Origin of the sequence: Streptomyces sediminimaris (assembly GCF_047049295.1) — a bacterium.
Classification (GTDB): domain Bacteria; phylum Actinomycetota; class Actinomycetes; order Streptomycetales; family Streptomycetaceae; genus Streptomyces; species Streptomyces sediminimaris.
On the sequence record NZ_JBJWOT010000001.1, the window covers coordinates 5,924,269 to 5,950,409 of the forward strand.

Consider the following 26,141-nt stretch of genomic DNA (forward strand, 5'->3'; position numbering starts at 1 on the left):
GTGAATCCCCAAGTCCAGCTCCTGCACGCCCGCACCGCCCTCTACCCCCGCGACCGCAGGTCGGTGGCCGTGGCGCGAGACCTCACCCGCGTCACCCTCGCCGACTGGGGCCTGACCCGGCGCGGCGACGAGGTACTGCTCTGCGTGAGCGAGCTCGCCACCAACGCGCTGCTGCACGGCGTCCCGCCGGGCCGCTGCTTCCGCCTCGGTCTGACGCTCACCACCGACGGCGTCCTGCGCGTCGAGGTCCACGACAGCGGCCCCGGCGAGGTACGGGTGCCGGGGCCGGTGTGGGACGCGGAGGGCGGACGCGGGCTCCTGCTGGTGAGCGCCCTCGCCGATGGGTGGGGGGTGCGGGAGCGGGAGCCCGGCAAGGTGGTGTGGTGCGAGTTCCGGCCCGGTGGATCACCGCCGCCCTACTGAAGCCGCCACTTCTGGTTCGCGGCGCCCGTGCAGCTCCAGATCTGCGCGCGGGCGCCGTTCGCCGAGGAATTGTCGGTCACGTCCAGGCACTTGTTCGCCGCCGTGTTCACGACGTCACCGGTCGACGCGTTGTACGACCACTGCTGCGCGCCGGTGCCGTTGCAGTCGTAGAGCTGCACCTTCGCCCCGTCGGCCGTCGAACCCGAGGTCACGTCGAGGCACTTGCCGAGCGCCCGGACCGACCCGTCGCCCTGCACGGTCCACTGCTGGGCGGCGGAGCCGTTGCAGTCGTAGAGCTGCACCGCCGTGCCGTTGGCGCTCGAACCGCCCGCAACGTCCAGGCACTTGCCCGCGAGGCCGACGAAGGAGCCGGAGCGGGCGCCGCTGCCGGACTGCGTGCCGGACCAGGTGAAGGTCGCCGAGGTCCTGCCCGGCAACGAGTAGGTGGCGTGCTGCGAGCCCCAGTCGATGGTCACCGTCTTCGCGGAGGAGGCGCCGTTGTAGGCGATCAGCGCCTTGGAGCCGTCCGGGTTGCGCCAGGCCACGTTCGGCACCGCCGAGGACGCCGTCGAGGCGATCCGCTGCGCGCCGGGCCGGACGAACTTGGTCAGCTGGCCCATGTCGTAGTACTCGACCGTGTAGTCGACGGTTCCGCTCCGCCCGTCGCCGTTGTGGACCGTGATCAGGCCGGTGCAGGTGCCGCAGCCGCCGTTGTGCGGGCCCATGTCCTGGTCCACCGCGAGGGACCACTTGGTCACCGACTTCGCCCAGTTGCGGGTGTAGTCGATGATGTTGTTCATGTCCTCGCGCTGCTGGTCGGCGATCCAGGTGCCGCCGGAGTGCTCGGTGCCGAACGCGTCCAGGTTCGGGTACTGGTTGTGCACCGCGGTCTGCTCGGACACGTCACCGCCGTAGCCGTGCCAGGCGATCCCGCCGAAGTTGGGGTGGTCGCGGATGGCCGGGTCGTCCACGCTCTGGGCCGCGTAGGAGTCGTAGACGTCCCAGTTCCAGTCGTGCGCCAGGACCTTGGTGGACAGGCCCGCCGACTGCAGCTTCGGCAGCAGCTCGTTCTTCAGGAAGTACTGGATGCCGGAGGCGTTCCAGCTCATCGACGGATAGCCCGAGCAGCAGGTCGGCTCGTTCTGCGGGGTGACGTAGGAGACGTTCACGCCCTGGTTCCGGTACGCCTGGAGGTACTTCACGAAGTAGTCCGCGTAGGCCCCGTAGTCCTCGGCCTTCAGCCAGCCGCCGTTGAGCGAGCCGCTGTCCTTCATCCAGGCCGGTGCCGTCCATGGCGAGGCCATGACAGTCAGAGAGGGGTTCAGCTGGAGGGCCTGCCTGGTCAGCGGGACGACGTCCGCGAGGTCGTGCGCGATGGAGAAGCCGTTCAGGTTCGGGTCCGTCTGGCCGGCCGGCACGTCGTCGTACGTGTAGCCGTAGCGCGCGAGGTCCGAGGCCCCCATCGGGTTGCGCAGGAACGACAGCCCGATGCCGTCCATCGGCGAGAACAGCTTCTTCATGGTGGCGTCGCGCGTGGCCTGGGAGAGCGCGCCGCTGGAGTTCATCAGCCAGGCCGCGGTGTCCGTGAAGGACGCGCCGCCGCCGGTGAAGGTCTGGTACCGGGTGTTCTCGTCGACGGTGATGTTCTCGCCGCCGCCACCGGTCCCGGACTGGAAGGCGAACGGCGTCTGCGCCTGGAGCCCGCGGGTGACATGGCGTCCGCCGGAGTCGTCGGTGGTGGTGAGATAGGCGGTGACCTGCTCACCGGCCGCGTGCGCGGGGGGAACGGCCGCGGTGAAGCCGGCCGCCGAGAGCACGCCGGCCAGCAGCAGCCGGAGTGTGCGGGGGGTTCTTCTCGTGCGCGGGGTCCTGCTCGTGTGGGGGGTTCTTCTCATGGGGAGCGCGTCCCTTCCTGACGAGACGTCTTGACGGGTCTGCGGGGCCTTAGTTAACTCACGACGTGATCTAAGTCATGAGTGAACCGCTCGAGCCAGAGTGAACCAGAGAGTCGAGGGAAGGTCCATGCCAAGAACCGCCCTGCTCGTCTCCGCGGCCCTGCTCGCCGCCCTGCTCTCGCCGACCGTGTCACAGGCGGCCGACGACCCCGCCCCGGTCCCCGTCGACCGCTTCGAGGGCGAGGTCCCCTTCGCGTCCCAGCCCGCCGAGGGCATCTTCACCTGGGGCGGCGACTCCGACGATCCGCCCGCCCTTCGGCTGACCGCGCGCCCCGACGCCCCCGAGGGCGAGAGGGTCCTCACCGGCAGCTACGACATCAGCGGCTACGGGGGCTTCACCCACGACTTCGCCGCCGACCGGCCCGGCCACGACTGGTCGGCCCACAAGGGCATCCGCTTCTGGTGGGACGGCCGGGACGACGGCGGGAAGATCGCCTTCGAGATCAAGGACGGCGGCGCGAACGGCGAGGCCTCCGAGCTGTGGACGACCTCGTTCACCGACGACTTCACCGGCTGGAAGCAGATCGAGATCCCCTTCACCGACTTCGTCTACCGCACCGACTACCAGCCCGTCGGCGGCATCGACCACGTCCTCGGGCTGACCTCGATGTGGGGCTACGCCGTCACCCTCCCCGTCGGCGTCAAGGGCAGCTTCGCCATGGACGACGTCGAGCTGTACGGCAAGGCGGACCAGTCGCTGCGCGCCTCCGTCACCACGGACGCCGCCGTCTACCCGGTGAAGGAGGGCGGCACCGCCGCCGTCAGGGTCACCCTCGCCACCACCGGCTCCGCCCCGCTCGAGGAGCCCGTGACCGTCGCGTACGAGACCGCGGGCGGCACGGCCGAGCCGGGCAAGGACTACACCCCCGTCTCCGGCACCCTCACCTTCCCGGCCGGCACCGCCTCCGGCGCGACGCGGACCGTCGAGGTCCGCACCCTCCGGGACAGGTCGGCCGAGCCCGCCGAGACGGTCCCGCTGAAGCTCACGGTCACCGGCGCCAGGCCGCCCGCCGAGACCCCGCAGGTCGTCGTCGACGCACACGGACTGCCCTACCTGGACCCGAAGCTGCCGGTGCGCAGGCGCGTGGCCGATCTGCTGTCCCGGATGTCGCTGCGGGAGAAGGCCGGCCAGATGACGCAGGCCGAGCGCGGGGCCGTCGGCGCGGGCGGCGACATCGCGGCCTACGACCTCGGCTCCCTGCTCTCCGGCGGCGGCTCCACGCCCACGCCCAACACCCCGGCAGCCTGGGCGAAGATGATCGACGGCTTCCAGCTGCGGACGCGCGCGACCCGGTTCCAGATCCCGCTGGTCTACGGCGTCGACGCGGTGCACGGGCACAACAACCTGGTCGGCGCGACGATCATGCCGCACAACATCGGCCTCGGCGCCACGCGTGACCCCCGGCTCGCCGAGCGGACGGCCGCGGTGACCGCCTCCGAGGTCCGCGCCACCGGCATCCCCTGGGACTTCGCCCCCTGCCTCTGCGTCTCCCGCGACGAACGCTGGGGCCGCTCCTACGAGTCCTTCGGCGAGGACCCGGCCCTGGTGGAGTCCATGGAGACCGTCATCCAGGGCCTCCAGGGGGCCCCGAACGGCCGGGACCTGAAGCGGAACGACAAGGTGCTCGCCACCGCCAAGCACTTCGTCGGCGACGGCGGCACCGCGTACGGCTCCTCCACGACCGGCACGTACACCATCGACCAGGGAGTCACCAAGGTCACCCGGCGGCAGCTGGAGGCGATCCACCTGGCGCCGTACCGGACCGCCGTGGAGCGGGGCGTCGGCACGGTCATGCCGTCGTACTCCTCGCTCGACATCCTCGGCGACGGCCGGGGGGCGGTGAAGATGCACGCCCGCGCCGACATGATCAACGGCGTGCTGAAGGGCCGCATGGGCTTCGGCGGATTCGTCATCAGCGACTGGAACGCCATCGACCAGCTGCCCGGCGACTACGCGTCCCGGGTGCGCACGGCCGTGAACGCGGGCGTCGACATGATGATGGTGCCGTACGGCTACAAGGACTTCGCCGCCGCCCTCGCCGACGAGGTCCACGCGGGCCGCGTCAGCGAGCAGCGGATCGACGACGCCGTCTCCCGCATCCTCACCCAGAAGTTCCGGCTGGGCCTGTTCGAGCACCCCTACGCCGACACGTCCGACGCCTCCCGGATCGGCTCGGCCGCGCACCGCGCCGTCGCCCGGCAGGCGGCCGCCGAGTCGCAGGTGCTGCTGAAGAACGCGGGCGGCGTGCTGCCGCTGCACAAGCACGAGAAGGTCTACGTCGCCGGGTCCAACGCCGACGACATCGGCAACCAGAGCGGCGGCTGGACCGTCACCTGGCAGGGCTCGTCCGGCGACATCGTCCCCGGCACGACCATCCTGCAGGGGATGAGGGAGGCGGGCGGCGACGTCACCTACTCCAAGGACGCGTCGGCGCCGACGAGCGGCTACGACGCGGGGGTGGTCGTCGTCGGCGAGACCCCGTACGCCGAGGGCGTCGGCGACGTCGGCAACGGCCACGACCTGCAGCTGTCCGCGGCCGACAAGCGGGCCGTCGACACGGTGTGCGCGGCCATGAAGTGCGCGGTGCTGATCGTCTCCGGGCGGCCGCAGCTGATCGGCGACCGGCTCGGCGAGATCGACGCGCTGGTGGCCTCCTGGCTGCCGGGCACGGAGGGCGAGGGCGTGGCCGACGTGCTCTACGGCAGGCGGCCCTTCACCGGCCGGCTCCCGGTCACCTGGCCCCGGTCCGAGGCCCAGCTACCGATCAACGTCGGCGACGCGTCGTACGACCCGCAGTTCCCCTACGGCTGGGGCCTGACGACGCTGACCAGGGTGCCCGGCGGCGGCGCGCTCACGCTGCGGGCGCTCGCGGTGGCCGCCGCGGCCGCCGAGCGGGCCGGAGCCGACCGGGCCGGCCGCGCGCTCGTCACCGAGGCGCGGCTGATGGTCCAGCGGAAGGTGGGCGAGGACATCACGCCGGCGGTCGCGAAACCCTTCGCGGACGCCGACCACCTCTCGCTCACCGGGAGGTACGGGGCGGCCGTGCGGAGTCTTCAGGCGGCCTGGAGAGCCTCCTGAGCACGGAGGCGGCGGCCTGTCCGGCGCGGACTTCGCCCCCGGTGGCCTCGGCGGCGGAGGGGAGGGGGCGTCGGGGGCGGCGGTGACTTCGGCGGCCGGCTCGGGGCCGGCCGCCGGAAGGCGCACGGAACGACGGGCGCCCGCCCCCCGGCACGGGGGAGCGGGCGCTCGCGGGCACGCGGTGCCGTGACGGCCCGGTCCCGCCCTGTCAGGCGTTCTTGATCGCGGAGATGTCGAAGTTCAGCTTGATCTTGTCGGAGACCAGCACGCCACCCGTCTCCAGAGCGGCGTTCCAGGTCAGGCCCCACTCGGAGCGCAGGATCTCCGCCTTGCCCTCGAAGCCGACGCGCTCGTTGCCGAAGGGGTCCTTGGCGGCGCCGTTGAACTCCAGGTCGATGGTGAGCGGCCGGGTGGTGCCGAGGATCTCCAGGTCGCCGGTGATCCGGTAGTCGTCGCCGCCGAGGGATTCCGCCCGGGTGGAGCGGAAGGTCATGGTCGGGAACTCGTCGATCTTGAAGAAGTCGGCGCTCTTCAGATGACCGTCGCGGTCGGCGGACCCGGTGTCGATGCTCTCCATCTTGACGTCGATGGACGCCGTGGACGCCGACGGGTCGCCGCCGTCCAGGTGCAGCGAGCCGCTGAAGTCGAGGAACTTGCCCTTGACGTTGGTGACCATCGCGTGGCGGACGGTGAAGCCGATCGTCGAGTGGGCGGCGTCGATCGTGTAGTCGCCGGTCAGCGCGGTCAGCTCGGGGGTCGCCATGACATGCTCCTTCGGGTTGATGTTGAACTTTGAACTAATCAACGGGAACGACCGTAGACCTATTCCCTTCAAGTTTCAACATCATCGGCGGAGTGTCGGCGGGAGTTCGCGGAGTGTTGGCGAGAGGCCCCCGTGGTGGTAGACGCCCAGGACATGAACCCCCATCGCAGAGGCTCCACGAGACCCACCCGCAGGGCCGTGTTACTCACGGCCGCGCTCCTCGCCGCGGCCGCTCCCACCGCCCGCGCCGCCGCCCCGGACCCCTACGACACCCTGCGCCGCCGCTGGCTCGACCTCTCCCTCGGCGCCGGTTACGACCCCACGGCGGAGCCCTACGCCTCCCGCCTCGCCCGGACCGGCGAACTCGCCCGCGCCGCCCGGGCGACCATGGCGCCCACCCCCGCCTCCCTGTGGCCCGGCCACCCCTTCGACCCGCCCGCCGGCATCACCTTCAGCTACGGCCGCCTGTGGACGATGACCCAGGCCTACGTCCAGCAGGGCACCGGCTCGACCGGCGACCCGGCGCTCCTCGCGGACATCCTGCGCGGCCTCGACCACCTCTCCGCCACCGTCTACAACCCCTCCACCACCCGCTACGGCAACTGGTGGGAGTGGCAGATCGGCAGCCCCCGCCTGCTGACGGACATCGCCGCCGCCCTCCACGACCGGCTCACCGGCGCGCGCATCGACGCGGTCTGCGCCGCCGTGGACCACTTCGTCCCCGACTCGATGCTCACCGACTACTCCGGCACCTCCACCGGCGCCAACCGCGTCGACCTGTGCCGCTCGGTGGCCCTGCGGGGCGTCCTGGGGCGCTCGGACGCCAAGATCGCCCTCGCCCGGGACGCGCTGTCGCCGGTCTTCCCCTACGTCACCGAGGGGGACGGGCTCTACGCGGACGGCTCCTTCGTGCAGCACACCTGGGTCGCGTACTCGGGGACGTACGGGCAGGTCCTGCTCGACGGCCTCGGCCGCCTCTTCGCGCTCCTGGCGGGCTCCGCCTGGGAGGTGACCGACCCCGCCCGGCAGACCGTGTTCGACAGCGTCGAGCACGCCTACGCGCCGCTGATCCACGACGGGCTCGTGATGGACAGCGTCAACGGCCGTGCCATCAGCCGGGGTCACCTCAAGAGCGACGACCTGCACGTGATGCGCAGCGACCACTTCCACGGCCAGGGCGTCATCGCCGCGATCGCGCTGCTGGCCGGCGCGGCGAGCGACGCCGAACGCGAGCGGTGGCAGTCGTACCTGAAGGGCTGGATCGAACGGGACACGGTCACGCCGGTCCTGACGGCGCCCCGGTTCGGCGTCGCCGATCTGGCCCGCCTCCACGCGGTCGCCGCCGCACCGGTCCCGGCCGCCCCGGAACCCTCCGGGCACCGGCTCTTCCCGGCGATGGACCGCGCCGTGCACCGCGGCCGGGGCTTCACGGCGAACATCGCGATGTGCAGCGACCGCATCACGTACTACGAGTGCGGCAACGGCGAGAACCCGCGCGGCTGGCACACCGGCGCGGGGATGCTCTCCTGGTGGCCGGCGGGGCGGTCGGACCAGTACACGGACTGGTTCTGGCCCACCGTCGACTGGTACCGGCTGCCCGGCACCACCGTCTCCACCAGGCGGCTGCCCGACCGGGCGGGCGGGGAGTGGGGCGCGCCCAAGCCGGACGTGCGCTGGGTCGGCGGCACGACGGACGGCACGTACGCCGCCGTCGGCCAGCATCTGAAGGGCCTCGGTTCCACGCTCGAGGCCCGCAAGTCGTGGTTCTGCGCCGAGGACGCGGTGATCTGCCTCGGCGCGGGCATCACCGCCACCGACGGCGTCCCGGTCGAGACCGTCGTCGACAACCGCAACCTGGGGGAGGGCGGCACCCAGGAGTTCGTCCACGGGCACGGCTGGGCCCACCTTCAGGGCCACGGCGGCTGGCTGGTCCCCGGCGGCGAGCTGCGCACCCTGCGCGAGGACCGCACCGGCGCCTGGTCCGACATCAACACCACCAGCACGGCGGAGCGGGCCACCCGCCGCTGGCAGACCCTCTGGCTCGACCACGGCACGGACCCGGTGGACGCCGCCTACCTCTACGTCCTGATGCCCGGCGCCTCCCGGCGGGCCGTCGCCTCCCGCGCCGCCGACCGGCACTGGCTGACAGTGCTCGCCAACGACAGCGCCCGCCAGGCCGTCCGCGTCCCCTCCCTCGGCCTCACGGCCGCCAACTTCTGGCAGCCCGGCACCGCGGGCGCGCTGACCGCCTCCGCCGCCGCGAGCGTGCTGCTCCGCCACCGGGGCCGCACCGCCACCCTGTGCGTGAGCGAGCCACCCCGGACGGGCGAACCGCTGGAGATCGCCTGGGACCACCCGGTCCGCGCGGTGGTGCGGGCGGATGAGACGGTGGAGGTCCTGTGCACCGGCCGCCGGCTGAGACTGCGGATTACCCCAGAAGTGTCATGCGCGACCCACCGATGTGAGGTGACTCTCGGCTGACGGCTTTGTGCGACCTCTACAAGCCGGACGCCCTCTGAGCAGTCGGAACGCCTGCACGCCGTCGTGGTTCTGTTCAGGGGTACCAGGAAAACGGGCCGGACACTGTACGGAGTCGACGGCTCGCATTCCTCGGTGGGCTTCGTAAGGTCACTACATGACCGTTTTGGATGAGGCGCCGGGTGAGTCGACGGGTGAGCCGGCGGACGCGCGCGGGCGGGTGGCCGAGCTGCACGAGATCCGTGCCCGGGCGCTGGCCGGGCCGAGCGAGAAGGCGACCGAGGCGCAGCACGCCAAGGGCAAGCTGACCGCGCGGGAGCGCATCGAGCTGCTGCTGGACGCGGACTCCTTCCAGGAGGTCGAGCAGCTGCGCCGGCACCGCGCCACCGGCTTCGGCCTGGACGCCAAGAAGCCGTACACGGACGGGGTGATCACCGGCTGGGGCACGGTGGAGGGCCGTACGGTCTTCGTCTACGCCCATGACTTCCGCATCTTCGGCGGCGCCCTCGGCGAGGCCCACGCCACCAAGATCCACAAGATCATGGACATGGCCATCGCGGCCGGTGCCCCGCTGGTCTCCCTCAACGACGGCGCCGGCGCCCGCATCCAGGAGGGCGTGTCCGCCCTGGCCGGATACGGCGGGATCTTCCAGCGCAACACCAAGGCGTCCGGCGTCATCCCGCAGATCAGCGTGATGCTCGGCCCGTGCGCCGGCGGCGCGGCCTACAGCCCCGCCCTGACCGACTTCGTCTTCATGGTCCGCGACACCTCGCAGATGTTCATCACCGGACCGGACGTGGTCAAGGCGGTGACCGGCGAGGAGATCACGCAGAACGGCCTCGGCGGCGCGGACGTCCACGCCGAGACCTCCGGCGTCTGTCACTTCGCCTACGACGACGAGGAGACCTGCATCGCGGAGGTCCGCTACCTCCTCTCGCTGCTGCCGCAGAACAACCGGGAGACCCCGCCGCGGGTGGAGTGCACGGACGCCGTGGACCGGCGCAGCGAGACGCTGCTCGACCTGGTCCCGGCGGACGGCAACCGGCCCTACGACATGGCCAAGGTGATCGAGGAGATCGTCGACGACGGCGAGTACCTCGAGGTCCACGAGCGCTGGGCCCGCAACATCATCTGCGCGCTGGGCCGGCTGGACGGCCAGGTCGTCGGCATCGTCGCCAACCAGCCGCAGACCCTCGCGGGCGTCCTGGACATCGAGGCGAGTGAAAAAGCTGCGCGTTTCGTCCAGATGTGTGACGCTTTCAATATCCCGATCGTCACCTTCCTGGACGTCCCCGGGTTCCTGCCCGGCGTCGACCAGGAGCACGGCGGCATCATCCGCCACGGCGCGAAGCTCCTCTACGCCTACTGCAACGCGACCGTGCCGCGGATCTCGCTGATCCTGCGCAAGGCGTACGGAGGTGCCTACATCGTCATGGACAGCCAGTCCATCGGCGCCGACCTCACCTACGCCTGGCCGACGAACGAGATCGCCGTGATGGGCGCCGAGGGCGCCGCCAACGTCATCTTCCGCCGCCAGATCGCCGCCGCCGAGGATCCCGACGCCATGCGGGCCCGCATGGTCAAGGAGTACAAGTCCGAGCTCATGCACCCCTACTACGCGGCCGAGCGCGGCCTGGTCGACGACGTCGTCGACCCGAGCGAGACCCGCGAGATCCTCATCCGCTCCCTGGCGATGCTGCAGACCAAGCACGCCGACCTGCCCTCGCGCAAGCACGGCAACCCCCCGCAGTAACCCGGCGGACCCTCCGCGGCACCCCCGCGGAAACCTCATCCACGGAGACTGAGACCTATGAGCACTCCTGACATCCGCGTCGAGAAGGGCCACGCCGAGCCCGAGGAAGTGGCCGCCATCACGGCCGTCCTGCTGGCCCGCGCCGCGGCCGCCCCGTCGGACGCCCAGCCCCACCGCTCCCGCCCGAAGGCCGGCTGGCGCCGGCTGGAGCGCGAGGGCGGCTTCCGGGCCCCGCACAGCTGGCATTAGACGGTAAGCGCGCAGAAGAAGGGCCCCTCCATCAGAGAGGGGCCCTTCTTCTGCATGCCTTCAAGGGCGCGGGGAGCCGCGCGGCCGGCCACCAGGCACCCGCGGACGGCTCACCACCGCCGGAGGCAGCCCGGTGGCCGCGCGTCCGCTACCGCAGCCGTGCCATCAGCGCGTGCTCGACCAGCGTGATCAGCGCCGACTTCGCGTCGGCCCGATGCCGCGCGTCGGTCGTGATGATCGGGGTGTCCGGGCCGATCTGCAGCGCCTCCCGCACCTCGTCCGGGCTGTACGGCTGGTTGCCGTCGAAGCCGTTCAGGGCGATCACGAAGGGCAGACCGCTGTTCTCGAAGTAGTCGACGGCCGGGAAGCAGTCGGCCAGGCGCCGGGTGTCCACCAGCACGATCGCGCCGATCGCGCCGCGGACCAGGTCGTCCCACATGAACCAGAACCGGTCCTGACCGGGCGTACCGAAGAGGTACAGGATCAGGTCCTGGTCCAGGGTGATGCGGCCGAAGTCCATGGCCACCGTGGTGGTGGTCTTGTCCCCGGTGTGGGTGAGGTCGTCGATGCCCGCGCTGGCGGACGTCATGACGGCCTCGGTACGCAGCGGGTTGATCTCCGAGACGGCCCCGACGAACGTGGTCTTGCCCACGCCGAAGCCACCCGCCACCACGATCTTCGCCGAGGTGGTGGAGCGGGAAGGACCGCCGCTAGAGCTTGCGAAGTCCACTGAGCACCCTTTCGAGCAGTGTCACGTCTGGCTGGCCGCCGGCGTTCTCGTCGCCGCCGGGCTGATGGATCGCGACCAGTCCCGCCTCCGCCAAGTCGGCGACGAGGATCCTGGCCACGCCGAGAGGGATCGTCAGGAGCGCGGAGATTTCGGCTACCGACTTGATCTCCCGGCAGAGGTTGCAGATCCGCTGATGCTCGGGCAGCTGGCCCTGCATCTGGTGCGGCTGCGCGGTGGTGTGCACCAGCGCCTCGATGGCGAGCTGGTAGCGGGGCCTGGTACGGCCGCCCGTCATGGCGTACGGGCGCACCAGGGGGTTGTTCGACGCCCCCGCGGGCGCCGGCTCAGGGGTGCGTCGCTGCGGCTGCACGGGCTGGATGCGCGGTGCCGGCGGCTGGTCGTACGGCGAAGGGCCGGGGCCCTGCGGCGCGTACGGCTGCCGACGCCGGTGGCTGGGAGCGGAGGGGAAGTCGTAACGGTTCGGGTTCTGGGAACCGTCGCCCTGGCCCTGGGCAGGGCCGTACGACCAGTTGCCCGAAGGCGAACCGCCTGGGGGTGTTGCCACTTTCTCCTCCTCCGACTGTGCCGGGCACCCGAGCCCTGTGGAGCCGCGTCCCGAAACTTTAAGGCCCCGGGACGCCAAACCGCACCGTCTGACTGTCAGTTGAGCAGGCTGCCCTGGAGCTCCGCACGCAGATCCGGGGTCAGGACAGTACCGGCACGGTCCACCAGAAGTGCCATCTCGTACCCGATGAGACCGATGTCCGCCTCGGGATGTGCGAGAACCGCGAGTGAGGAACCGTCGGAGATGGACATGATGAACAGGAATCCCCGCTCCATCTCCACAACCGTCTGATTCACGCTACCGCCCTCGAAGATGCGCGAGGCACCGGCGGTCAGCGAGGTCAGGCCGGAGGCGACCGCCGCGAGCTGGTCGGCGCGGTCGCGCGGAAACCCTTCGGACATCGCCAGAAGGAGTCCGTCGGCGGAGACCACCACCGTGTGGGACACCCCCGGGGTGTTGTCCACGAAGTTGGTGATCAACCAGTTCAGGTTCTGTGCCGCCTGGCTCATCGGGCTCACACTAACGCTCCTGGTTGTAGGTGCTGTCAGGACCGAAGCCCTGGCCGTTCGTTTCACTGCCCGCGCCGGCGTTGCGTCCACGCTGGACGCCCCGGCGCAGGTTGCTCAGCCTGCCCCGGACGTCCTCCGGGGCACGGGAGACCTGTGGGCCTCCCTGGGGGGTCGACGCGGCGGTTCCCTCGACCAGGTTGGCCCTGGGTACCCGCCGCGGCAGGCCGGAGGAGGTGACCCCGCCCGCCTTGGGCTTCCGCAGCGCGGAGGCCTGCTGCCAGCGCTCGTCGTTGGCCGAGCGCCAGTCGCCGTTGCCGTTGGAAGCCGGTGCCGGGGTCGGCGCTTCCTGGGTCGCGGGCCGCGCGCCGTTCGAGCCGTTCGCTCCGCCGAAGGATCCGCGGCGGGGCAGCCCGGCGTCGGTGAGCGCGTGACCTGCGGAAGGAGCCGGTCCCGGACGGTCGAAGCCTACGCGGTCGTGCTCGCTCGCGTCAGGGGCCTGAGCAGGTTCCGTTTCCGGAGCGTAATCGGGCGCGTAACCGTTCTGGAAACCGTCCTGCTGCGGCCAGTCGTCCTGGTAGCGGCGCTCTTCGAAGGCCGCGAAGGACTCCGGGGCCGCGTTCTGGGCGGCGGCGGGCTCCTCACGGACCGGCTCCGCATACGCGGGCTCGGAGTAGCCGCCGTTCGGCGAGAACGTGTCGTTCTGCGACAGGGGGTCGCCGGGCGCGTAGTACGGCTCCTCGTACGACGGCCGGGGGGCCGGCTCGTCGTACGCGGGGGACTGCGGCTCCTCGTACGGGGTCTGCTGCAGCTCGTCGTAGGCGGGCTGCTGGTCGTAGCCCACGGGCTGCTGCTGCTCCGGGTAGGCACCCGTGCCGTTGTCGTAGGACGGCTGCTGCTGCGCCTCGAAGGGGTCGCCGTACGTGCCCTCGGCGGGCGAGTCCGGCTCGTCCTGCCCCGGCGGCCGCTGGGCCTCCAGGGCCGCGCGGCGCTCCTCGCGCATCAGCGAGCGGCCGACCGGGTCCAGCTCCCGGATGTCGTCCGGGATGTCGGCGTAGCGGCTGTCGTCGAAGCCGAGTTCCGCGGCGGTGCGCATCGGCTCGCTGAAGTCCTCACCCTGGAAGTTCTGCTCCGGGATGATCTGCGAGACCGTGAACTCGTCGCGGCTGAGCTGCTGCTCGCCGCCACCGCCGTGGGTGATCGCGTCGGGGAGCATCACCAGCGAGGTGGTGCCGGCCTGCTCGCCGGAGGGGCGCAGCTGGACCCGGATGCCGTGCCGGTCGGACAGCCGGCCGACCACGAACAGGCCCATGCGCTGCGAGATCGCGGCGTCCACGGTCGGCGGGTTGGCCAGCTTGTGGTTGATGTCCGCGAAGTCCTCGGCCGTCAGGCCGATGCCCTTGTCGTGGATCTCGATCATGATGCGGCCGTCGGGCAGCCGGGTCGCGGTGACGCGCACCTTGGTCTGCGGGGAGGAGAACGTCGTCGCGTTCTCCAGCAGCTCCGCGAGCAGGTGCACGAGGTCGGTGACCGCGCGGCCGTGGATCTCGGCCTCGGGGACGCCGGACAGCTCGATGCGCTCGTACTGCTCCACCTCGGAGGAGGCGGCGCGGACCACGTCGATGAGCGGGACCGGCTGGTCCCAGCGGCGGCCGGGCTCCTCGCCCGCGAGGACCAGGAGGTTCTCGCCGTTGCGGCGCATACGGGTGGCGAGGTGGTCCAGGCGGAAGAGGTTCTCCAGCTGGTCCGGGTCGGCCTCGTTGTTCTCCAGGTCGGTGATCAGGGTCAGCTGGCCCTCGATCAGCGACTGGTTGCGGCGCGAGAGGTTGGTGAAGATCGCGTTGATGTTGCCCCGCAGCAGGGCCTGCTCGGCGGCGAGCCGGACCGCCTCGCGGTGGACCTGGTCGAAGGCGCGGGCGACCTCGCCGATCTCGTCGCGGCTGGTGATCGGGATGGGCGCGACCCGGGTGTCGACGCGTCCGGGATCGGTGCGCGAGAGCTGGTCGACCAGCATCGGCAGACGCTGCTCGGCGATGCCGAAGGCGGCGTTGCGCAGCTGGCGCATCGAGCGGGACATCTGGCGGGCGACGGCGCCGGCCAGGATGAACGCCAGCAGCAGGGCGACCACGACCGCGGCACCCGTGATGAGGGCGTCACGCTTGGCGTTGTCGGCGATGTCCGAGGCCTCGTTCACGGCCGTGTCGGCCATGTCCGCCTGGATCTTGCGGTAGACGTCGTAGCGGAGGGTGTTGACCGCCCACCAGTTCTGGGGGGTGATGCCCTTCTCGGCGAGCTGCGCGCGCTCCGCGGCGTCGGTGGTCTTCAGGGTGGCCAGGGCCGTGACCATGGCGGTCGGATCGGACGGCGGCGGCACATAGGTCTGGTTGGCGGCGGCGGCCTGCGCGGCGGCCTCCTTGGCCTGTGCCTTGCCCTTCTCGGTGGCCTTCGCCTCGAGGTCGACCAGCTTCTGGGCGTCGGCCTCGGTGCCACCGGCCTTGTACTCCTCGATGGCGATGCCCTCGAGGTAGGCGTAGGAGGAGAGGGCCACGCGCTGTTTGGCCAGGTCGTCGGCCTTGGGGCCGGGGCTGATCAGCATATGCATGCCGATCGACCGCTCCAGCGACAGCGCGGCCTGGGTCAGCGAGATCGCGTAGACGGTACGGCCGTAGCTGGTGATGTTGCCGGTGCCCAGACCGAGTTCGTTGGCGAACTCCATCAGGGGGTGGGCGATGGCTATGTAGCCCTCTTCGGTCTGCACGCCGGAGCCCTGGTAGGCCGTCGCGCGCAACTTGGCGAGCTGGGGTTCGGCCTGGCGGAACAGCTTCAGGCGGCGCAGCAGGCCGGCCTTGTGCGGCATGTTCTGCGCCGCCTCGTCGAAGCCGTCGGCGGCCTGGTCGGTGGCCTTGCGGGCCGCCGCGACCGTCTGCTTGTCCTTGGCGGTCTCGGCCTTGCCCTTGAGCAGGGGTGCCGCGGTGATGTCCCGCTCGTTGTTGACCGCGTTCGCGTAGGTCAGGGAGGCCCGCACCAGGCGCGCGGTCTGCTCCGCGTCCTGGGCCTCCTGCCAGGTGTCGATCGAGCCCTTGACCTGGAAGCCACCCATCACCAGGCCGACGGCCACGGGTATGAGCAGGATCGCGTTCAGCCGGGTCGGCACCCGCCAGTTGCGGGGGGAGAAACGGCCGCCGCTCGCAGCGGGGGCGGCCGTCGGTTCGGAACCGGGCACAGGGGCGGGCGCCGCTCCGCGCGGCGGCGGGGTGAAGTTGCCCCGGGCCGACGGCTCGGGACCGTTCTTGCTTCGCCTCACTCGACCAACAACCTCTCGGCGGCGGGCACCAACGTTGTGCCGCAGTGTCTCAGAGCCCAGTACGCCACTGAGTACGCAGTACTACTGAGTACGTCTTTGACTATTGGGCAGTTCAGGCATTCCAGCACGACGGCCAGCGCTCTTCCAAACAGCGGAAGGCATGGATTCCGTGTGATGTAAGCCCCAGATAAAACGGTCATAAAGAGCGAGCCCCGCCAAAAGGCGGGGCGCGTGTGTGCACAGTGAGACCGGGTGGCGACGACGCGTGGCCGTGCCATTCGATTCCTCTGCCGAAACGTTATGAACACCGGGGCCGACCGTGTCAAAGGCCACAGCCGGCTCCGGTTTGTCTACGACAACTGCCGTATGTCATCACGGATTTGAAGATCTACCGCAGCCGTGCCATCAGCGCGTGCTCCACCAGCGTGATGAGCGCGCTCTTGGCGTCGGCCCGGTGGCGTGCGTCGGTCGTGATGATGGGGGTGTCGGGCCCGATCTGCAGGGCCTCGCGGACCTCCTCGGGAGCGTAGGGCTGGTGTCCGTCGAAGCCGTTGAGGGCGACGACGAAGGGCAGACCGCTGTTCTCGAAGTAGTCGACGGCCGGGAAGCAGTCGGCCAGGCGCCGGGTGTCCACCAGCACCACCGCGCCGATCGCGCCGCGTACCAGGTCGTCCCACATGAACCAGAACCGGTCCTGACCGGGCGTACCGAAGAGGTACAGGATCAGGTCCTGGTCCAGGGTGATGCGGCCGAAGTCCATGGCCACCGTGGTGGTGGTCTTGTCCCCGGTGTGGGTGAGGTCGTCGATGCCCGCGCTGGCGGACGTCATGACGGCCTCCGTGCGCAGCGGGTTGATCTCGGAGACGGCGCCCACGAACGTGGTCTTGCCCACGCCGAAGCCACCCGCCACCACGATCTTCGCGGAGGTGGTCGCCCGCCCTCCGTCAGAGCTTGCGAAGTCCACTGAGCACCCTTTCGAGCAGGGTCACGTCCGGTGCACCGGTGGTCTCGTCGCCACCCGGCTGGTGGATGGCGACGAGCCCGGCCTCGGCCAGGTCCGCGACGAGAATGCGGGCCACACCCAGCGGCATGGCCAGAAGCGCCGACACCTCGGCTACCGACTTCACCTCACGGCACAGATGGCAGATGCGCTGGTGCTCCGGGAGCAGCCCCATGAGTGCTGCCGGGTCGGCAGTCGTGCTGATCAGCGCCTCGATGGCGAGCTGGTAGCGCGGCCGCGTCCGGCCACCGGTCATCGCGTAGGGACGTACCAGTGGCTGGTCGCCCTCATCCTCGTACGGCTCCGCGTACGGATCATGAGAGGCGGTGGGCGGGGTCATGAATCCTCCGGGCGGGACAGCATGTCGGTCAGTCGTGCCGTCGCTTGGGCCGGTGGGGGGATTGTGGCGGCCGGACGGTGATTTGGTGAGACGGGTGGTGCCGGTGGGGTTCAGTGGAGCAGACTGCCTTGCAGTTCGGCGCGTAGATCGGGCGTGAGCACAGCGCCCGCGCGGTCGACCAGCAGCGCCATCTCGTAGCCGACCAGACCGATGTCGCACTCGGGGTGAGCGAGCACGGCCAGGGACGAGCCGTCCGAGACGGACATGAGGAAGAGAAAGCCCCGCTCCATCTCGACGACCGTCTGCGCCACGTCGCCGCCCTCGAAGATCCGGGAGGCCCCGGCCGTCAGCGAGGTGAGACCGGACGCGACGGCCGCCAGTTGATCGGCGCGGTCGCGGGGGAAGCCTTCCGACATCGCCAGAAGAAGACCGTCGGCGGACACGACGACGGTGTGGGACACACCCGGGGTGTTGTCCACGAAGTTGGTGATCAACCAGTTGAGGTTCTGTGCCGCCTGGCTCATCTGGCTCAACTAACGCTCCTGCTGGTGAGTGGGGCTCGGGAAGCTGCCCGTCTGGCCTGTTCCGGCCTGGCGGCCCTGCGCGATACCCCGACGGAGATTGGTCAGCCGGCCGCGTACGTCGTCAGGCGAACGCGAGACCTGCGGACCGGACTGGTGCTGTTGCTGCTGAGCCGTGCCCGGGACGAGGTTCGCCCGGGGTACCCGGCGCGGCAGGCCGGAGGTGGTGACACCGCCCGCGGCCGGCTGCCGGACGCGCTCCGCCTGCCGGACGAGGTCGTCGTTCGGCGAGGCGCGCCAGGAGGAGGTGGCGGGCTGCTGCTGCGCGCCCGCGGAGTGCTGCTGCTGCGCCATGGGAGACGTGGGCGCCTGCGGCTGGTGCGGCGCGGAGCCGTTGCTGTGCTGACCGCCCGCCTGGCCGCCGCGGAACCAGTTCGTCTCCAGCGTGTCGTACAGCGGCGTACGGCCGTCGCCCGGGCCCGACGCCGGCGGCAGGGCCTCCGGCTCCTGGCGGGTGGGCCGCTGCTGCGGCCGCGGCGGGGCCGGCTGCCGCGGGGCACCGAAGTCGCCGTGGTTGCCGTTGGGCTGCGGACGCTCGAACTGCCCGTTGCCGAAGGAGTTCTGACGGCCCGGCAGGTTGTGCCGGCCGGTGGAGCCGTCGTCGTAGCCCGGCGTGGCGAACTGGCCCGTGGATCCCGCGTCGTAGCCCTGCGGCATCGCGAACTGGCCGGTGTTGGCGGGGTTGTTCGGATCGCTCGCGTTGCCGCGGCCGTTCTGGCCCGGCGGGGAGCCGAAGACGTCCGAGCGGACGAACTGGCCCTGGTCCTGCCCGCCGTTCGCGGACGGCTGCGGCGCGCCGAAGTCCGGCCGGCCGTACGGGTCCTGCTGCGGCGGGGCGGCCGGCGCCGGGGCGCCGAAGTCGGGACGCGGGAACTCCGAGGTCGAGCTCTGGCGGTCGTCGCCCCGCGGGACGGCCGGCATCTCCGACGTCGAGCCGGGGCCCTGACGGTCGTCGAAGCGCGGCATCCGGGAGGTCTCGTCGTGGCCGCGCGGGGTGTCCAGCGAGGCGCGCGGCACCGGCGGCTGCGCGTTCTCGTCGCTCCAGCTCGGGCGCGGCTGCTGGTCGCCGCCCGGCAGTTCGGCCCGGGGGCCGCCACGGCCCGGCAGCTGCGGGCGGCGTCCACGACGGCCGCCGCGCTCGCCGCGCTCACCACCGGCCGCCGGGGCCTGCGGCGACGGGGCGGCGCCACGCGCGCCGCCGAAGCTGTCCTGGTCGGTGCCCGCGGCCTGCAGGCCCTGCGGGGCGCCCGGCGCCTGACCGAACGCGGCGCCCGCGCCCGCGGGAGCCGGCCGGCCCTGCTGCGGGGCGGGGAACTGCGGTCCACGCGCTCCGCCCGGAGCGCCCGGACGGCCGCCGCCCGGGCCGCCCGCGCCCGGCAGCGCGGCCCGCGGCCCCTGACCGGCCCCGAGCCGGCCACCGGCCGGCGCGCCGGCACCGAGGGCGCCACCGCCCGGAGCGCCGGCGCCGTTCGCCTGGCGCCGGGCCGCGGCCACACCGGCGGCGGCCTGCGCGGCGGCGGGGCCACCGGAGTTGCCGGCCCCCTGGCCGGGCTTGCCCTGCGGCTTCTTGCCGCCCTGGGCGACGTCCACCGGCAGCATGACCAGCGCGGTCGTGCCACCGGAGTCGGACGGGCGCAGCTGGATGCGGATGCCGTGCCGCTGGGACAGACGACCGACCACGAAGAGGCCCATGCGGCGGGAGACGGAGACGTCCACGGTGGGCGGCGAGGCGAGCCGCTCGTTGATCGCCGCGAGGTCCTCGGGGGAGAGGCCGATACCGGTGTCGTGGATCTCGATCAGCACCCGGCCGTCGGGCAGCGCGTGACCGGTGACCTTGACCTTGGTCTGCGGCGAGGAGAAGGAGGTCGCGTTCTCCAGCAGCTCGGCGAGCAGGTGCACGAGGTCGTTGACCACGCGGCCGGCGACCTCGGTCGTCGGCACGGCGGCCAGCTCGATGCGCTCGTACTGCTCCACCTCGGAGGCGGCGGCGCGCAGCACGTCGACCAGCGGGACCGGGCGGGTCCAGCGGCGGCCGGGCTCCTCACCGGCGAGGACGAGGAGGTTCTCACCGTTACGGCGCATACGCGTCGCGAGGTGGTCGAGCTTGAACAGCGAGGACAGCTGGTCCGGGTCGGCCTCGCGGGACTCCAGTTCGGAGATGAGCGACAGCTGACGCTGGATGAGGCCCTGGGAGCGGCGCGAGAGGTTGGTGAACATCGCGTTGACGTTGCCCCGCAGCAGGGCCTGCTCGGCGGCGAGGCGGACCGCCTCGCGGTGGACGTCGTCGAAGGCCGCGGCCACCTGGCCGATCTCGTCCCGGGAGTGCACACCGACCGACTCGACGGAGGTGTCGACGTCCTGCGGGTCCGACTCCGACAGCTGCTTGACCAGCTCGGGCAGACGGTCCTGGGCGACCTTGTTGGCGGTCTCCTGGAGCCGGCGCAGCGAGCGGATCATGGACCGGGCGATGACGAAGGCGCCGACGAGCGAGACGCCGAGCACGAGCAGGATCAGCGCACCGGAGATGATCGCCTCACGCTCGGAGGCGGCGCGCAGCTCGCGGGCCTTCTGCTCCATGTCCTCGAGCAGGGTGTGCTCGATCTTCTGCATCTGCTCGATCTTGGTCGAGCTGTCGTCCACCCAGTCCTGGTACGAGCGCTTCTGCAGGTCCTGCAGGCCGTCCTGACCGGCCAGCGCGCGGCCGGCGTAGGTGTCGGTGGCCTTGATGGTGGCGTTGTTCTCCTCGATGGGCTTGAGGAGGGCGGCGGCGCTGTCGGTGCCGTAGATGCTCTTGAAGCTGCGCAGCTCCGAGCCCTCGCTCTGCAGCGCCGACTGGGCGTAGAGCCGGTCGTTCTCCGACAGCTTGCCCACGGTGGTGTTGTTGGCGGGCAGGGCCGCCGCGAGGACCGCGCGCTGGACGGAGGCGTACTCCTTGGCGGAGGAGAAGGCCGCCAGGGAACGCGTGCGCTGGATCATCTGGGGGTTGCTGGTGGCCTCCGCCATGTCCTGCGAGAGGTCCAGCAGGTGCGTGATGAGGCGGTGGTAGGACTCGACCGTCTGCGAGGAGTTGAGCTTGGTCTCGTAGGCGCCGGCGCGGATCTTCTCCAGCGTGCCCAGGTCGCTGACGACACTGACCAGGCTCTCGCGGACGCCCTGCAGCTTCTCGTCCTTGCCGGAGACGTCGATCTCCTCGGCGGCGTCCTTGAAGTTCTGCTCGGCCCGGTCCGTCTTGTCGCGGTAGCCCTTGACCGTGTAGTCGCTCGCCTTGGAGCCGTGCGCCAGCGGGCCGGCGGACTGGTCGCGCTCCTCCTGGAGCGCGGCGGCCAGCTCGGTGGCCTGCTTGGTCATGTCCGTCAGCAGCTTCATGTTGTCGAGCTGCTGGATGTCGTTCATGTTGTCGCTGATGCGCAGGGCGCCCAGCGAGGTGGCCGCCACCACGGGGAGCGCGAGCAGCGACACCAGACGCGTGGAGATGCGCCAATTGCGCAGCGCCACACGCGACCCGGGGCCGGTCGCGCCCGTGGCCGGTTTGATCACCGGGGCAGCGGTACCGGGCGTCCCGGACGCTGCCGACGGGCCGGGGCGCCCAGAGCGGTCTTGGCCGTCGCCGGACGCCGCCGGTCCCGGGTTCTGGGCGTGCTGGGGCGAGGAACTGCCGACATCGGGGCCAGTCCCGCCGTGCGGCTCCGGCTCCGCCGAAGCACTGCCATCCCTCTTGAAACGTCCCTGCACTAGCGTCGCAACCTCTGGACCAGGCGCCCCTCCGCGCGAGCGGAAAGACACGGTGTCGGCGTTTTGGGGGACGCCCTGAACGCGTCCCCGGTGGTCGTGAGTGACCGGCGCTGGTTCCCCCTTCTCGCCGTCACCCGGCGCTCGTTGCGCCCCCTGTGCGCCGGCTCGATCCCGCGGCGGTCCGTGGCATTCCAGCACAGTGCAGGATCTCCAACAAGGCTCGCGTGTGATGCCGTGACCTAGGTGACAGCACGTGAGTGCGGTGTCACCGGACGTAGAGAGAGATCTCCCGCAAAACGGACGTATGGCCGCGAGTTGTGCGGGTGGGGGCGGTGTCCCAGTCGCCATGATCAGGAGCGGAATGATGGCTTCAGGGGGCCAATGTCCGTTTCGCTGGGGCGGTGCACGGGTCTCGATTGACCGGTATGTCCGTGACTCAGTGAGCAAACTCACATGCTCGCCGGGGGATTCACCGGACGTCCGCGGGGAATCGCGCGATTAGCCTGGCGCTTTACAGTATGGGCAAAAGTGCCGACCCACGACCCCTCACGCCGACCCACGACCGAGAACAGGGCTCAGGACAACCGTGAAGACGACGATGATGTTCCACAACATAGCCAACCCGCGGCGCACCACCCTCGCCCACCTCGAGGGCACCGAGGAGCTGCGCATCCCGCAGCAGCCGCAGCACTCCGTCGATCTTCCCACGCACACCGCCAACCCCAGGCGCACGGTCCTCGAAGAGGTCCCGGTCGCAAGCTCCACCGCGCAGTAGTACGCACCCGGGGCGCCGATCACTCAAGGCGCCCCCCACGCGGTGATGCGCACGTGGGCGGCCCCCTGCCGCGTTAGCCTGGAGCGTCAGAATCCACCGGCTCAGTGAGGGGCGCCAGGATCCCGTGCGCATCGCCAGGTTCTCCATCGACGGGAACGTCGCCTTCGGCACGGTCGAGGGCGACAAGCCGGACGAGCTCGTCCTCGACATCATCAAGGGCATCCCGTTCGCGGACTTCGAGCTCTCCGGCACGAAGGTCCCGCTGAGCAAGGTCCGGCTGCTGCCGCCGGTGCTCCCCAACAAGGTCGTCGCCTTCGGCCGCAACTACGCGGAGCACGCGCGCGAACTCGGCAACGAGGTGCCCGACACCCCGTTCGCCTTCTTCAAGCCGTCCACCTCGGTGATCGGCCCCGGCGACGAGATCCGGTACCCGTCCTTCACCGAGGACCTGCACCACGAGGCCGAACTGGCCGTGGTCATCGGCCGCATGTGCCGCGAGGTCCCGCGCGACCGCGTCAAGGACGTGATCTTCGGCTACACCTGCGCCAACGACGTCACCGCGCGCGACGTGCAGAAGCGCGAGAAGCAGTGGGCGCGGGCCAAGGGCTTCGACAGCTCCTGCCCGCTCGGCCCGTGGGTGGAGACCGGCCTGGACCTCGCCGCCGCGGGCGATCTCACCATCCAGCTCACGGTCAACGGCGAGCAACGCCAGCTCGGCCGCACCAGCGAGATGATCCACCCGATCGAGGATCTGATCGTCAACATCTCCGAGGCCATGACGCTGCTTCCCGGCGACGTGATCCTCACGGGCACCCCGGCAGGCGTCGGGCCGCTCACCGTCGGCGACGAGGTCGCCGTCACCATCGAAGGCATCGGCACTCTCACCAACAAGGTTGTCAAGCGTGGCTAGCGCACCCGGCTCCCCCGTCCGCGTCCGATTCTGTCCGTCGCCCACCGGTAACCCGCACGTGGGCCTGGTGCGCACCGCCCTGTTCAACTGGGCGTTCGCCCGGCACCACCAGGGCACGCTGGTCTTCCGCATCGAGGACACCGACGCGGCCCGCGACTCCGAGGAGTCCTACGGCCAGCTGCTCGACTCGATGCGCTGGCTGGGCTTCGACTGGGACGAGGGCCCGGAGGTCGGCGGCCCGCACGCGCCCTACCGCCAGTCGCAGCGCATGGAGATCTACGCCGATGTCGCGCGCAGGCTCCTGGACGCCGGCCACGCGTACCACTGCTACTGCTCGCAGGAGGAGCTGGACACCCGCCGCGAGGCCGCCCGCGCCGCCGGCCGGCCCTCCGGCTACGACGGCCACTGCCGCGACCTGGGCGCGGCGCAGGTCGAGGAGTACAAGGCCATGGGCCGTACGCCGATCGTCCGCTTCCGCATGCCCGACGAGACGATCACCTTCACCGACCTGGTCCGCGGCGAGCTGACGTTCACGCCGGAGAACGTGCCGGACTACGGGATCGTACGGGCGAACGGCGCGCCCCTGTACACGCTGGTGAACCCCGTCGACGACGCCCTGATGGAGATCACCCACATCCTGCGCGGCGAGGACCTGCTCTCCTCCACCCCGCGCCAGATCGCCCTCTACAAGGCACTGATCGAGCTGGGCGTGGCCCAGCGGATCCCGGCCTTCGGCCACCTGCCGTACGTGATGGGCGAGGGCAACAAGAAGCTCTCCAAGCGCGACCCGCAGTCCTCGCTCAACCTCTACCGCGAGCGCGGCTTCCTGCCCGAGGGCCTGCTCAACTACCTCTCGCTGCTGGGCTGGTCGCTCTCGGCCGACCAGGACATCTTCACCGTCGCGGAGATGGTGGCCGCGTTCGACATCGGGGACGTCAACCCCAACCCGGCCCGCTTCGACCTCAAGAAGTGCGAGGCGATCAACGGCGACCACATCCGGCTGCTGGACGTGAAGGACTTCACCGAGCGCTGCCGCCCGTGGCTCCAGGCCCCCTTCGCCCCCTGGGCGCCGGAGGACTTCGACGAGTCCCGATGGCAGGCGATCGCCCCGCACGCCCAGACCCGTCTGAAGGTCCTCTCCGAGATCACCGACAACGTCGACTTCCTCTTCCTCGCCGAGCCGGTCTTCGACGAGGCGAGCTGGGCGAAGGCGATGAAGGAGGGGTCGGACGCGCTGCTGGTCACGGCCCGCGAGAAGCTCGAGTCGGCGGACTGGACCTCCCCGGAGGCCCTGAAGGAGGCCGTGCTGGCCGCCGGCGAGGCCCACGGCCTCAAGCTCGGCAAGGCCCAGGCCCCGGTCCGCGTCGCGGTCACCGGCCGCACGGTCGGCCTACCCCTCTTCGAGTCCCTCGAGGTCCTGGGCAAGGACAGGACGCTGGCCCGCATCGACGCGGCCCTGGCCAAGCTGGCCGCGTAACGCGGACGCGGGGGGCGGCACGACGCCGTCCGGTCCGGACCCACCAGGCAGTGGTGCCGCCCCCGCCCTGACCGCCCCCGCCCTGACCGCCGTGACCGCGACCGCCGCGACCGCCGTGAACCGACGGACGCGCGGTCTCCCGCCGGGTTACCGTCGGCTCATGACCTTCCGCGTCGGCGACACCCGGGTCCACGCCATCGTCTGGGACGTGGACGACACCCTCTTCGACTACACGTCGGCGGACCGGGCCGGAATGTGCGCGCACCTGGCGGCCGAGGGCCTGCTGCGCCGGTACGACACCGTGGAGCGGGCCCTCGCGCACTGGCGGGAGGTCACCGACGCCCAGTGGGCGCGCTTCGCCGCCGGTGAGGTGTCCTTCGAGGAGCAGCGCCGGGACCGGGTCCGGGTCTTTCTGGGGCAGGAGCTGACCGACGCCGAGAGCGACGCGTGGTTCCAGCGCTACATCGCGCACTACGAGACGGCCTGGGCCCTCTTCCCGGACGTGCTGCCCGTCCTCGACGCGCTCGCCGCCAGCCACCGGCACGCGGTGCTGTCCAACTCCAGCCTCACCGTCCAGGACCGCAAACTGCGCGTGCTCGGCGTGCACGACCGCTTCGAGGCGGTCCTGTGCGCCGCCGAACTGGGCGTCTCCAAGCCCGAGGCCGGTGCCTTCCTCGCCGCCTGCGACGCGCTGGAACTCGCCCCGCACCAGGTCGCGTACGTCGGTGATCATCCGGAGATCGACGGGCGCGGGGCCGCCGAGGCCGGGCTGCTGTCCGTCTGGATCGACCGCTCGGGAGTGCACACCGGTGGCGGCGCCGGCGTGGGTCCCCACCGGATCGCCTCCCTCGCCGAACTGCCCGCGCTGCTCGGCGCCGATACCCGTTTTGGAGCCCCGTCCACCTTCGGGTAATGTTCTTCCTGCGCCGCCGGGGAGCGGGCCGAGAGGCCCGGGACCGGAGGAGCGAACTAGAACGAGATCCCCGCAGGGGCTTGCGTTCCAGTGGCCTATGGTGTAATTGGCAGCACGACTGATTCTGGTTCAGTTAGTCTTGGTTCGAGTCCAGGTAGGCCAGCTCGCGGATGCTTTGAATTGAGCACGGCATCCGCAAAGCCCCCGTTGTGTAGCGGCCTAGCACGCCGCCCTCTCAAGGCGGTAGCGCCGGTTCGAATCCGGTCGGGGGTACTGATTCCGATCATCTCGGGATCGCTAGGGCCCCCGTTGTGTAGCGGCCTAGCACGCCGCCCTCTCAAGGCGGTAGCGCCGGTTCGAATCCGGTCGGGGGTACAAACTGGTCTAAACCACATTGGTCTATGGTGTAATTGGCAGCACGACTGATTCTGGTTCAGTTAGTCTTGGTTCGAGTCCAGGTAGACCAGCTCGGATCTGCGGAAACGCAAGATCCTCGCCCCCGTTGTGTAGCGGCCTAGCACGCCGCCCTCTCAAGGCGGTAGCGCCGGTTCGAATCCGGTCGGGGGTACCAGAAGAAGGCCTTCCGCTTCGGCGGGGGGCCTTCGTCG

19 protein-coding genes and 5 tRNA genes are annotated in these 26,141 nt (G+C 70.9%); 14 read left to right on the top strand and 10 right to left on the bottom strand.

All coding sequences use genetic code 11. From position 1 onward, the window contains the following. Positions 1-423 (top strand): ATP-binding protein, encoded by a 423-nt coding sequence (locus ACJ9NR_RS27585; RefSeq protein ID WP_412492263.1) that lies wholly within the window; start codon positions 1-3, stop codon positions 421-423. Here the strand turns inward: ACJ9NR_RS27585 and ACJ9NR_RS27590 are convergent. Next, positions 417-2,318, bottom strand: a complete 1,902-nt coding sequence (locus ACJ9NR_RS27590) for a lectin (protein ID WP_412492262.1) — start codon at positions 2,316-2,318, stop codon at positions 417-419. The genes ACJ9NR_RS27585 and ACJ9NR_RS27590 overlap by 7 nt on opposite strands. Before the next feature lie 127 nt (positions 2,319-2,445). On the opposite strand from ACJ9NR_RS27590, the gene ACJ9NR_RS27595 reads away from it, so the two are divergent. Continuing rightward, the gene (locus tag ACJ9NR_RS27595) at positions 2,446-5,457 is read left to right on the top strand and encodes a glycoside hydrolase family 3 N-terminal domain-containing protein (protein WP_412492261.1); all 3,012 of its coding nucleotides are present in this window, start codon (positions 2,446-2,448) and stop codon (positions 5,455-5,457) included. 208 nt (positions 5,458-5,665) lie between these two features. On the opposite strand, the gene ACJ9NR_RS27600 is transcribed toward ACJ9NR_RS27595, so the two are convergent. Further along, on the bottom strand, positions 5,666-6,220 hold the full coding sequence (locus tag ACJ9NR_RS27600; RefSeq protein WP_412492260.1) for a YceI family protein: 555 nt from the start codon (positions 6,218-6,220) through the stop codon (positions 5,666-5,668). Positions 6,221-6,373: 153 nt separating this feature from the next. Here ACJ9NR_RS27600 and ACJ9NR_RS27605 point away from each other — a divergent pair, with 153 nt between their 5' ends. The 3 genes from ACJ9NR_RS27605 (at position 6,374) to ACJ9NR_RS27615 (ending at position 10,700) form a co-directional block, all read left to right on the top strand. Beyond that, a complete protein-coding gene (locus ACJ9NR_RS27605) occupies positions 6,374-8,701 on the top strand; it encodes a polysaccharide lyase 8 family protein (protein ID WP_412492259.1) in 2,328 nt (775 codons plus the stop codon). A gap of 154 nt (positions 8,702-8,855) precedes the next feature. Further along, the gene (locus ACJ9NR_RS27610; protein WP_412492258.1) at positions 8,856-10,451 is read left to right on the top strand and encodes an acyl-CoA carboxylase subunit beta; all 1,596 of its coding nucleotides are present in this window, start codon (positions 8,856-8,858) and stop codon (positions 10,449-10,451) included. Positions 10,452-10,508: 57 nt separating this feature from the next. Continuing rightward, entirely contained in the window at positions 10,509-10,700 is a 192-nt protein-coding gene (locus ACJ9NR_RS27615; protein WP_412492257.1) for an acyl-CoA carboxylase subunit epsilon, read from the top strand. 148 nt (positions 10,701-10,848) lie between these two features. On the opposite strand, the gene ACJ9NR_RS27620 is transcribed toward ACJ9NR_RS27615, so the two are convergent. The 8 genes from ACJ9NR_RS27620 to ACJ9NR_RS27655 all read right to left on the bottom strand — a co-directional run bounded on the left by ACJ9NR_RS27620 (position 10,849) and on the right by ACJ9NR_RS27655 (position 21,458). After that, positions 10,849-11,430 (bottom strand): GTP-binding protein, encoded by a 582-nt coding sequence (locus tag ACJ9NR_RS27620; RefSeq protein WP_029183992.1) that lies wholly within the window; start codon positions 11,428-11,430, stop codon positions 10,849-10,851. Then, the gene (locus tag ACJ9NR_RS27625; protein ID WP_412492256.1) at positions 11,411-11,995 is read right to left on the bottom strand and encodes a DUF742 domain-containing protein; all 585 of its coding nucleotides are present in this window, start codon (positions 11,993-11,995) and stop codon (positions 11,411-11,413) included. Before ACJ9NR_RS27625 ends, ACJ9NR_RS27620 begins: the two co-directional genes overlap by 20 nt. A 95-nt stretch (positions 11,996-12,090) precedes the next feature. Continuing rightward, entirely contained in the window at positions 12,091-12,504 is a 414-nt protein-coding gene (locus ACJ9NR_RS27630) for a roadblock/LC7 domain-containing protein (protein WP_004983065.1), read from the bottom strand. A gap of 10 nt (positions 12,505-12,514) precedes the next feature. Next, a complete protein-coding gene (locus tag ACJ9NR_RS27635; protein WP_412492255.1) occupies positions 12,515-15,805 on the bottom strand; it encodes a sensor histidine kinase in 3,291 nt (1,096 codons plus the stop codon). A 388-nt stretch (positions 15,806-16,193) separates the two neighbouring features. Continuing rightward, positions 16,194-16,769 carry a GTP-binding protein gene (locus ACJ9NR_RS27640; RefSeq protein ID WP_058922977.1) on the bottom strand — a complete coding sequence of 192 codons (576 nt, stop codon included), beginning with the start codon at positions 16,767-16,769 and terminating at the stop codon, positions 16,194-16,196. After that, positions 16,750-17,145, bottom strand: a complete 396-nt coding sequence (locus ACJ9NR_RS27645; RefSeq protein ID WP_016432454.1) for a DUF742 domain-containing protein — start codon at positions 17,143-17,145, stop codon at positions 16,750-16,752. The genes ACJ9NR_RS27640 and ACJ9NR_RS27645 overlap by 20 nt, the downstream gene beginning before the upstream one ends. Positions 17,146-17,255: 110 nt before the next feature. Next, the gene (locus tag ACJ9NR_RS27650) at positions 17,256-17,669 is read right to left on the bottom strand and encodes a roadblock/LC7 domain-containing protein (RefSeq protein ID WP_005479910.1); all 414 of its coding nucleotides are present in this window, start codon (positions 17,667-17,669) and stop codon (positions 17,256-17,258) included. Positions 17,670-17,678: 9 nt separating this feature from the next. Next, on the bottom strand, positions 17,679-21,458 hold the full coding sequence (locus ACJ9NR_RS27655) for a nitrate- and nitrite sensing domain-containing protein (RefSeq protein WP_412512740.1): 3,780 nt from the start codon (positions 21,456-21,458) through the stop codon (positions 17,679-17,681). Between the two features lie 586 nt (positions 21,459-22,044). Here ACJ9NR_RS27655 and ACJ9NR_RS27660 point away from each other — a divergent pair. From ACJ9NR_RS27660 to ACJ9NR_RS27700, 9 genes are all read left to right on the top strand, one after another. Then, positions 22,045-22,233, top strand: coding sequence for a hypothetical protein (locus ACJ9NR_RS27660; RefSeq protein ID WP_412492253.1), 189 nt, complete (start codon positions 22,045-22,047; stop codon positions 22,231-22,233). A 124-nt stretch (positions 22,234-22,357) separates the two neighbouring features. Beyond that, positions 22,358-23,143 carry a fumarylacetoacetate hydrolase family protein gene (locus tag ACJ9NR_RS27665; RefSeq protein ID WP_412492252.1) on the top strand — a complete coding sequence of 262 codons (786 nt, stop codon included), beginning with the start codon at positions 22,358-22,360 and terminating at the stop codon, positions 23,141-23,143. Next, the gene (gene gltX, locus ACJ9NR_RS27670) at positions 23,136-24,620 is read left to right on the top strand and encodes a glutamate--tRNA ligase (RefSeq protein WP_412492251.1); all 1,485 of its coding nucleotides are present in this window, start codon (positions 23,136-23,138) and stop codon (positions 24,618-24,620) included. Before ACJ9NR_RS27665 ends, gltX begins: the two co-directional genes overlap by 8 nt. A 160-nt stretch (positions 24,621-24,780) precedes the next feature. Beyond that, positions 24,781-25,533, top strand: coding sequence for an HAD family hydrolase (locus ACJ9NR_RS27675; RefSeq protein WP_412492250.1), 753 nt, complete (start codon positions 24,781-24,783; stop codon positions 25,531-25,533). 91 nt (positions 25,534-25,624) lie between these two features. Next, positions 25,625-25,696 (top strand) — tRNA-Gln (locus ACJ9NR_RS27680). A 37-nt stretch (positions 25,697-25,733) separates the two neighbouring features. Further along, a tRNA-Glu gene (locus ACJ9NR_RS27685) sits at positions 25,734-25,806 on the top strand. Positions 25,807-25,835: 29 nt separating this feature from the next. Continuing rightward, a tRNA-Glu gene (locus ACJ9NR_RS27690) sits at positions 25,836-25,908 on the top strand. A gap of 20 nt (positions 25,909-25,928) precedes the next feature. After that, positions 25,929-26,000: transfer RNA gene (locus tag ACJ9NR_RS27695), tRNA-Gln, on the top strand. Between the two features lie 28 nt (positions 26,001-26,028). Beyond that, positions 26,029-26,104, top strand: a tRNA-Glu gene (locus tag ACJ9NR_RS27700). The last annotated feature ends 37 nt before the right edge of the window (positions 26,105-26,141 follow it).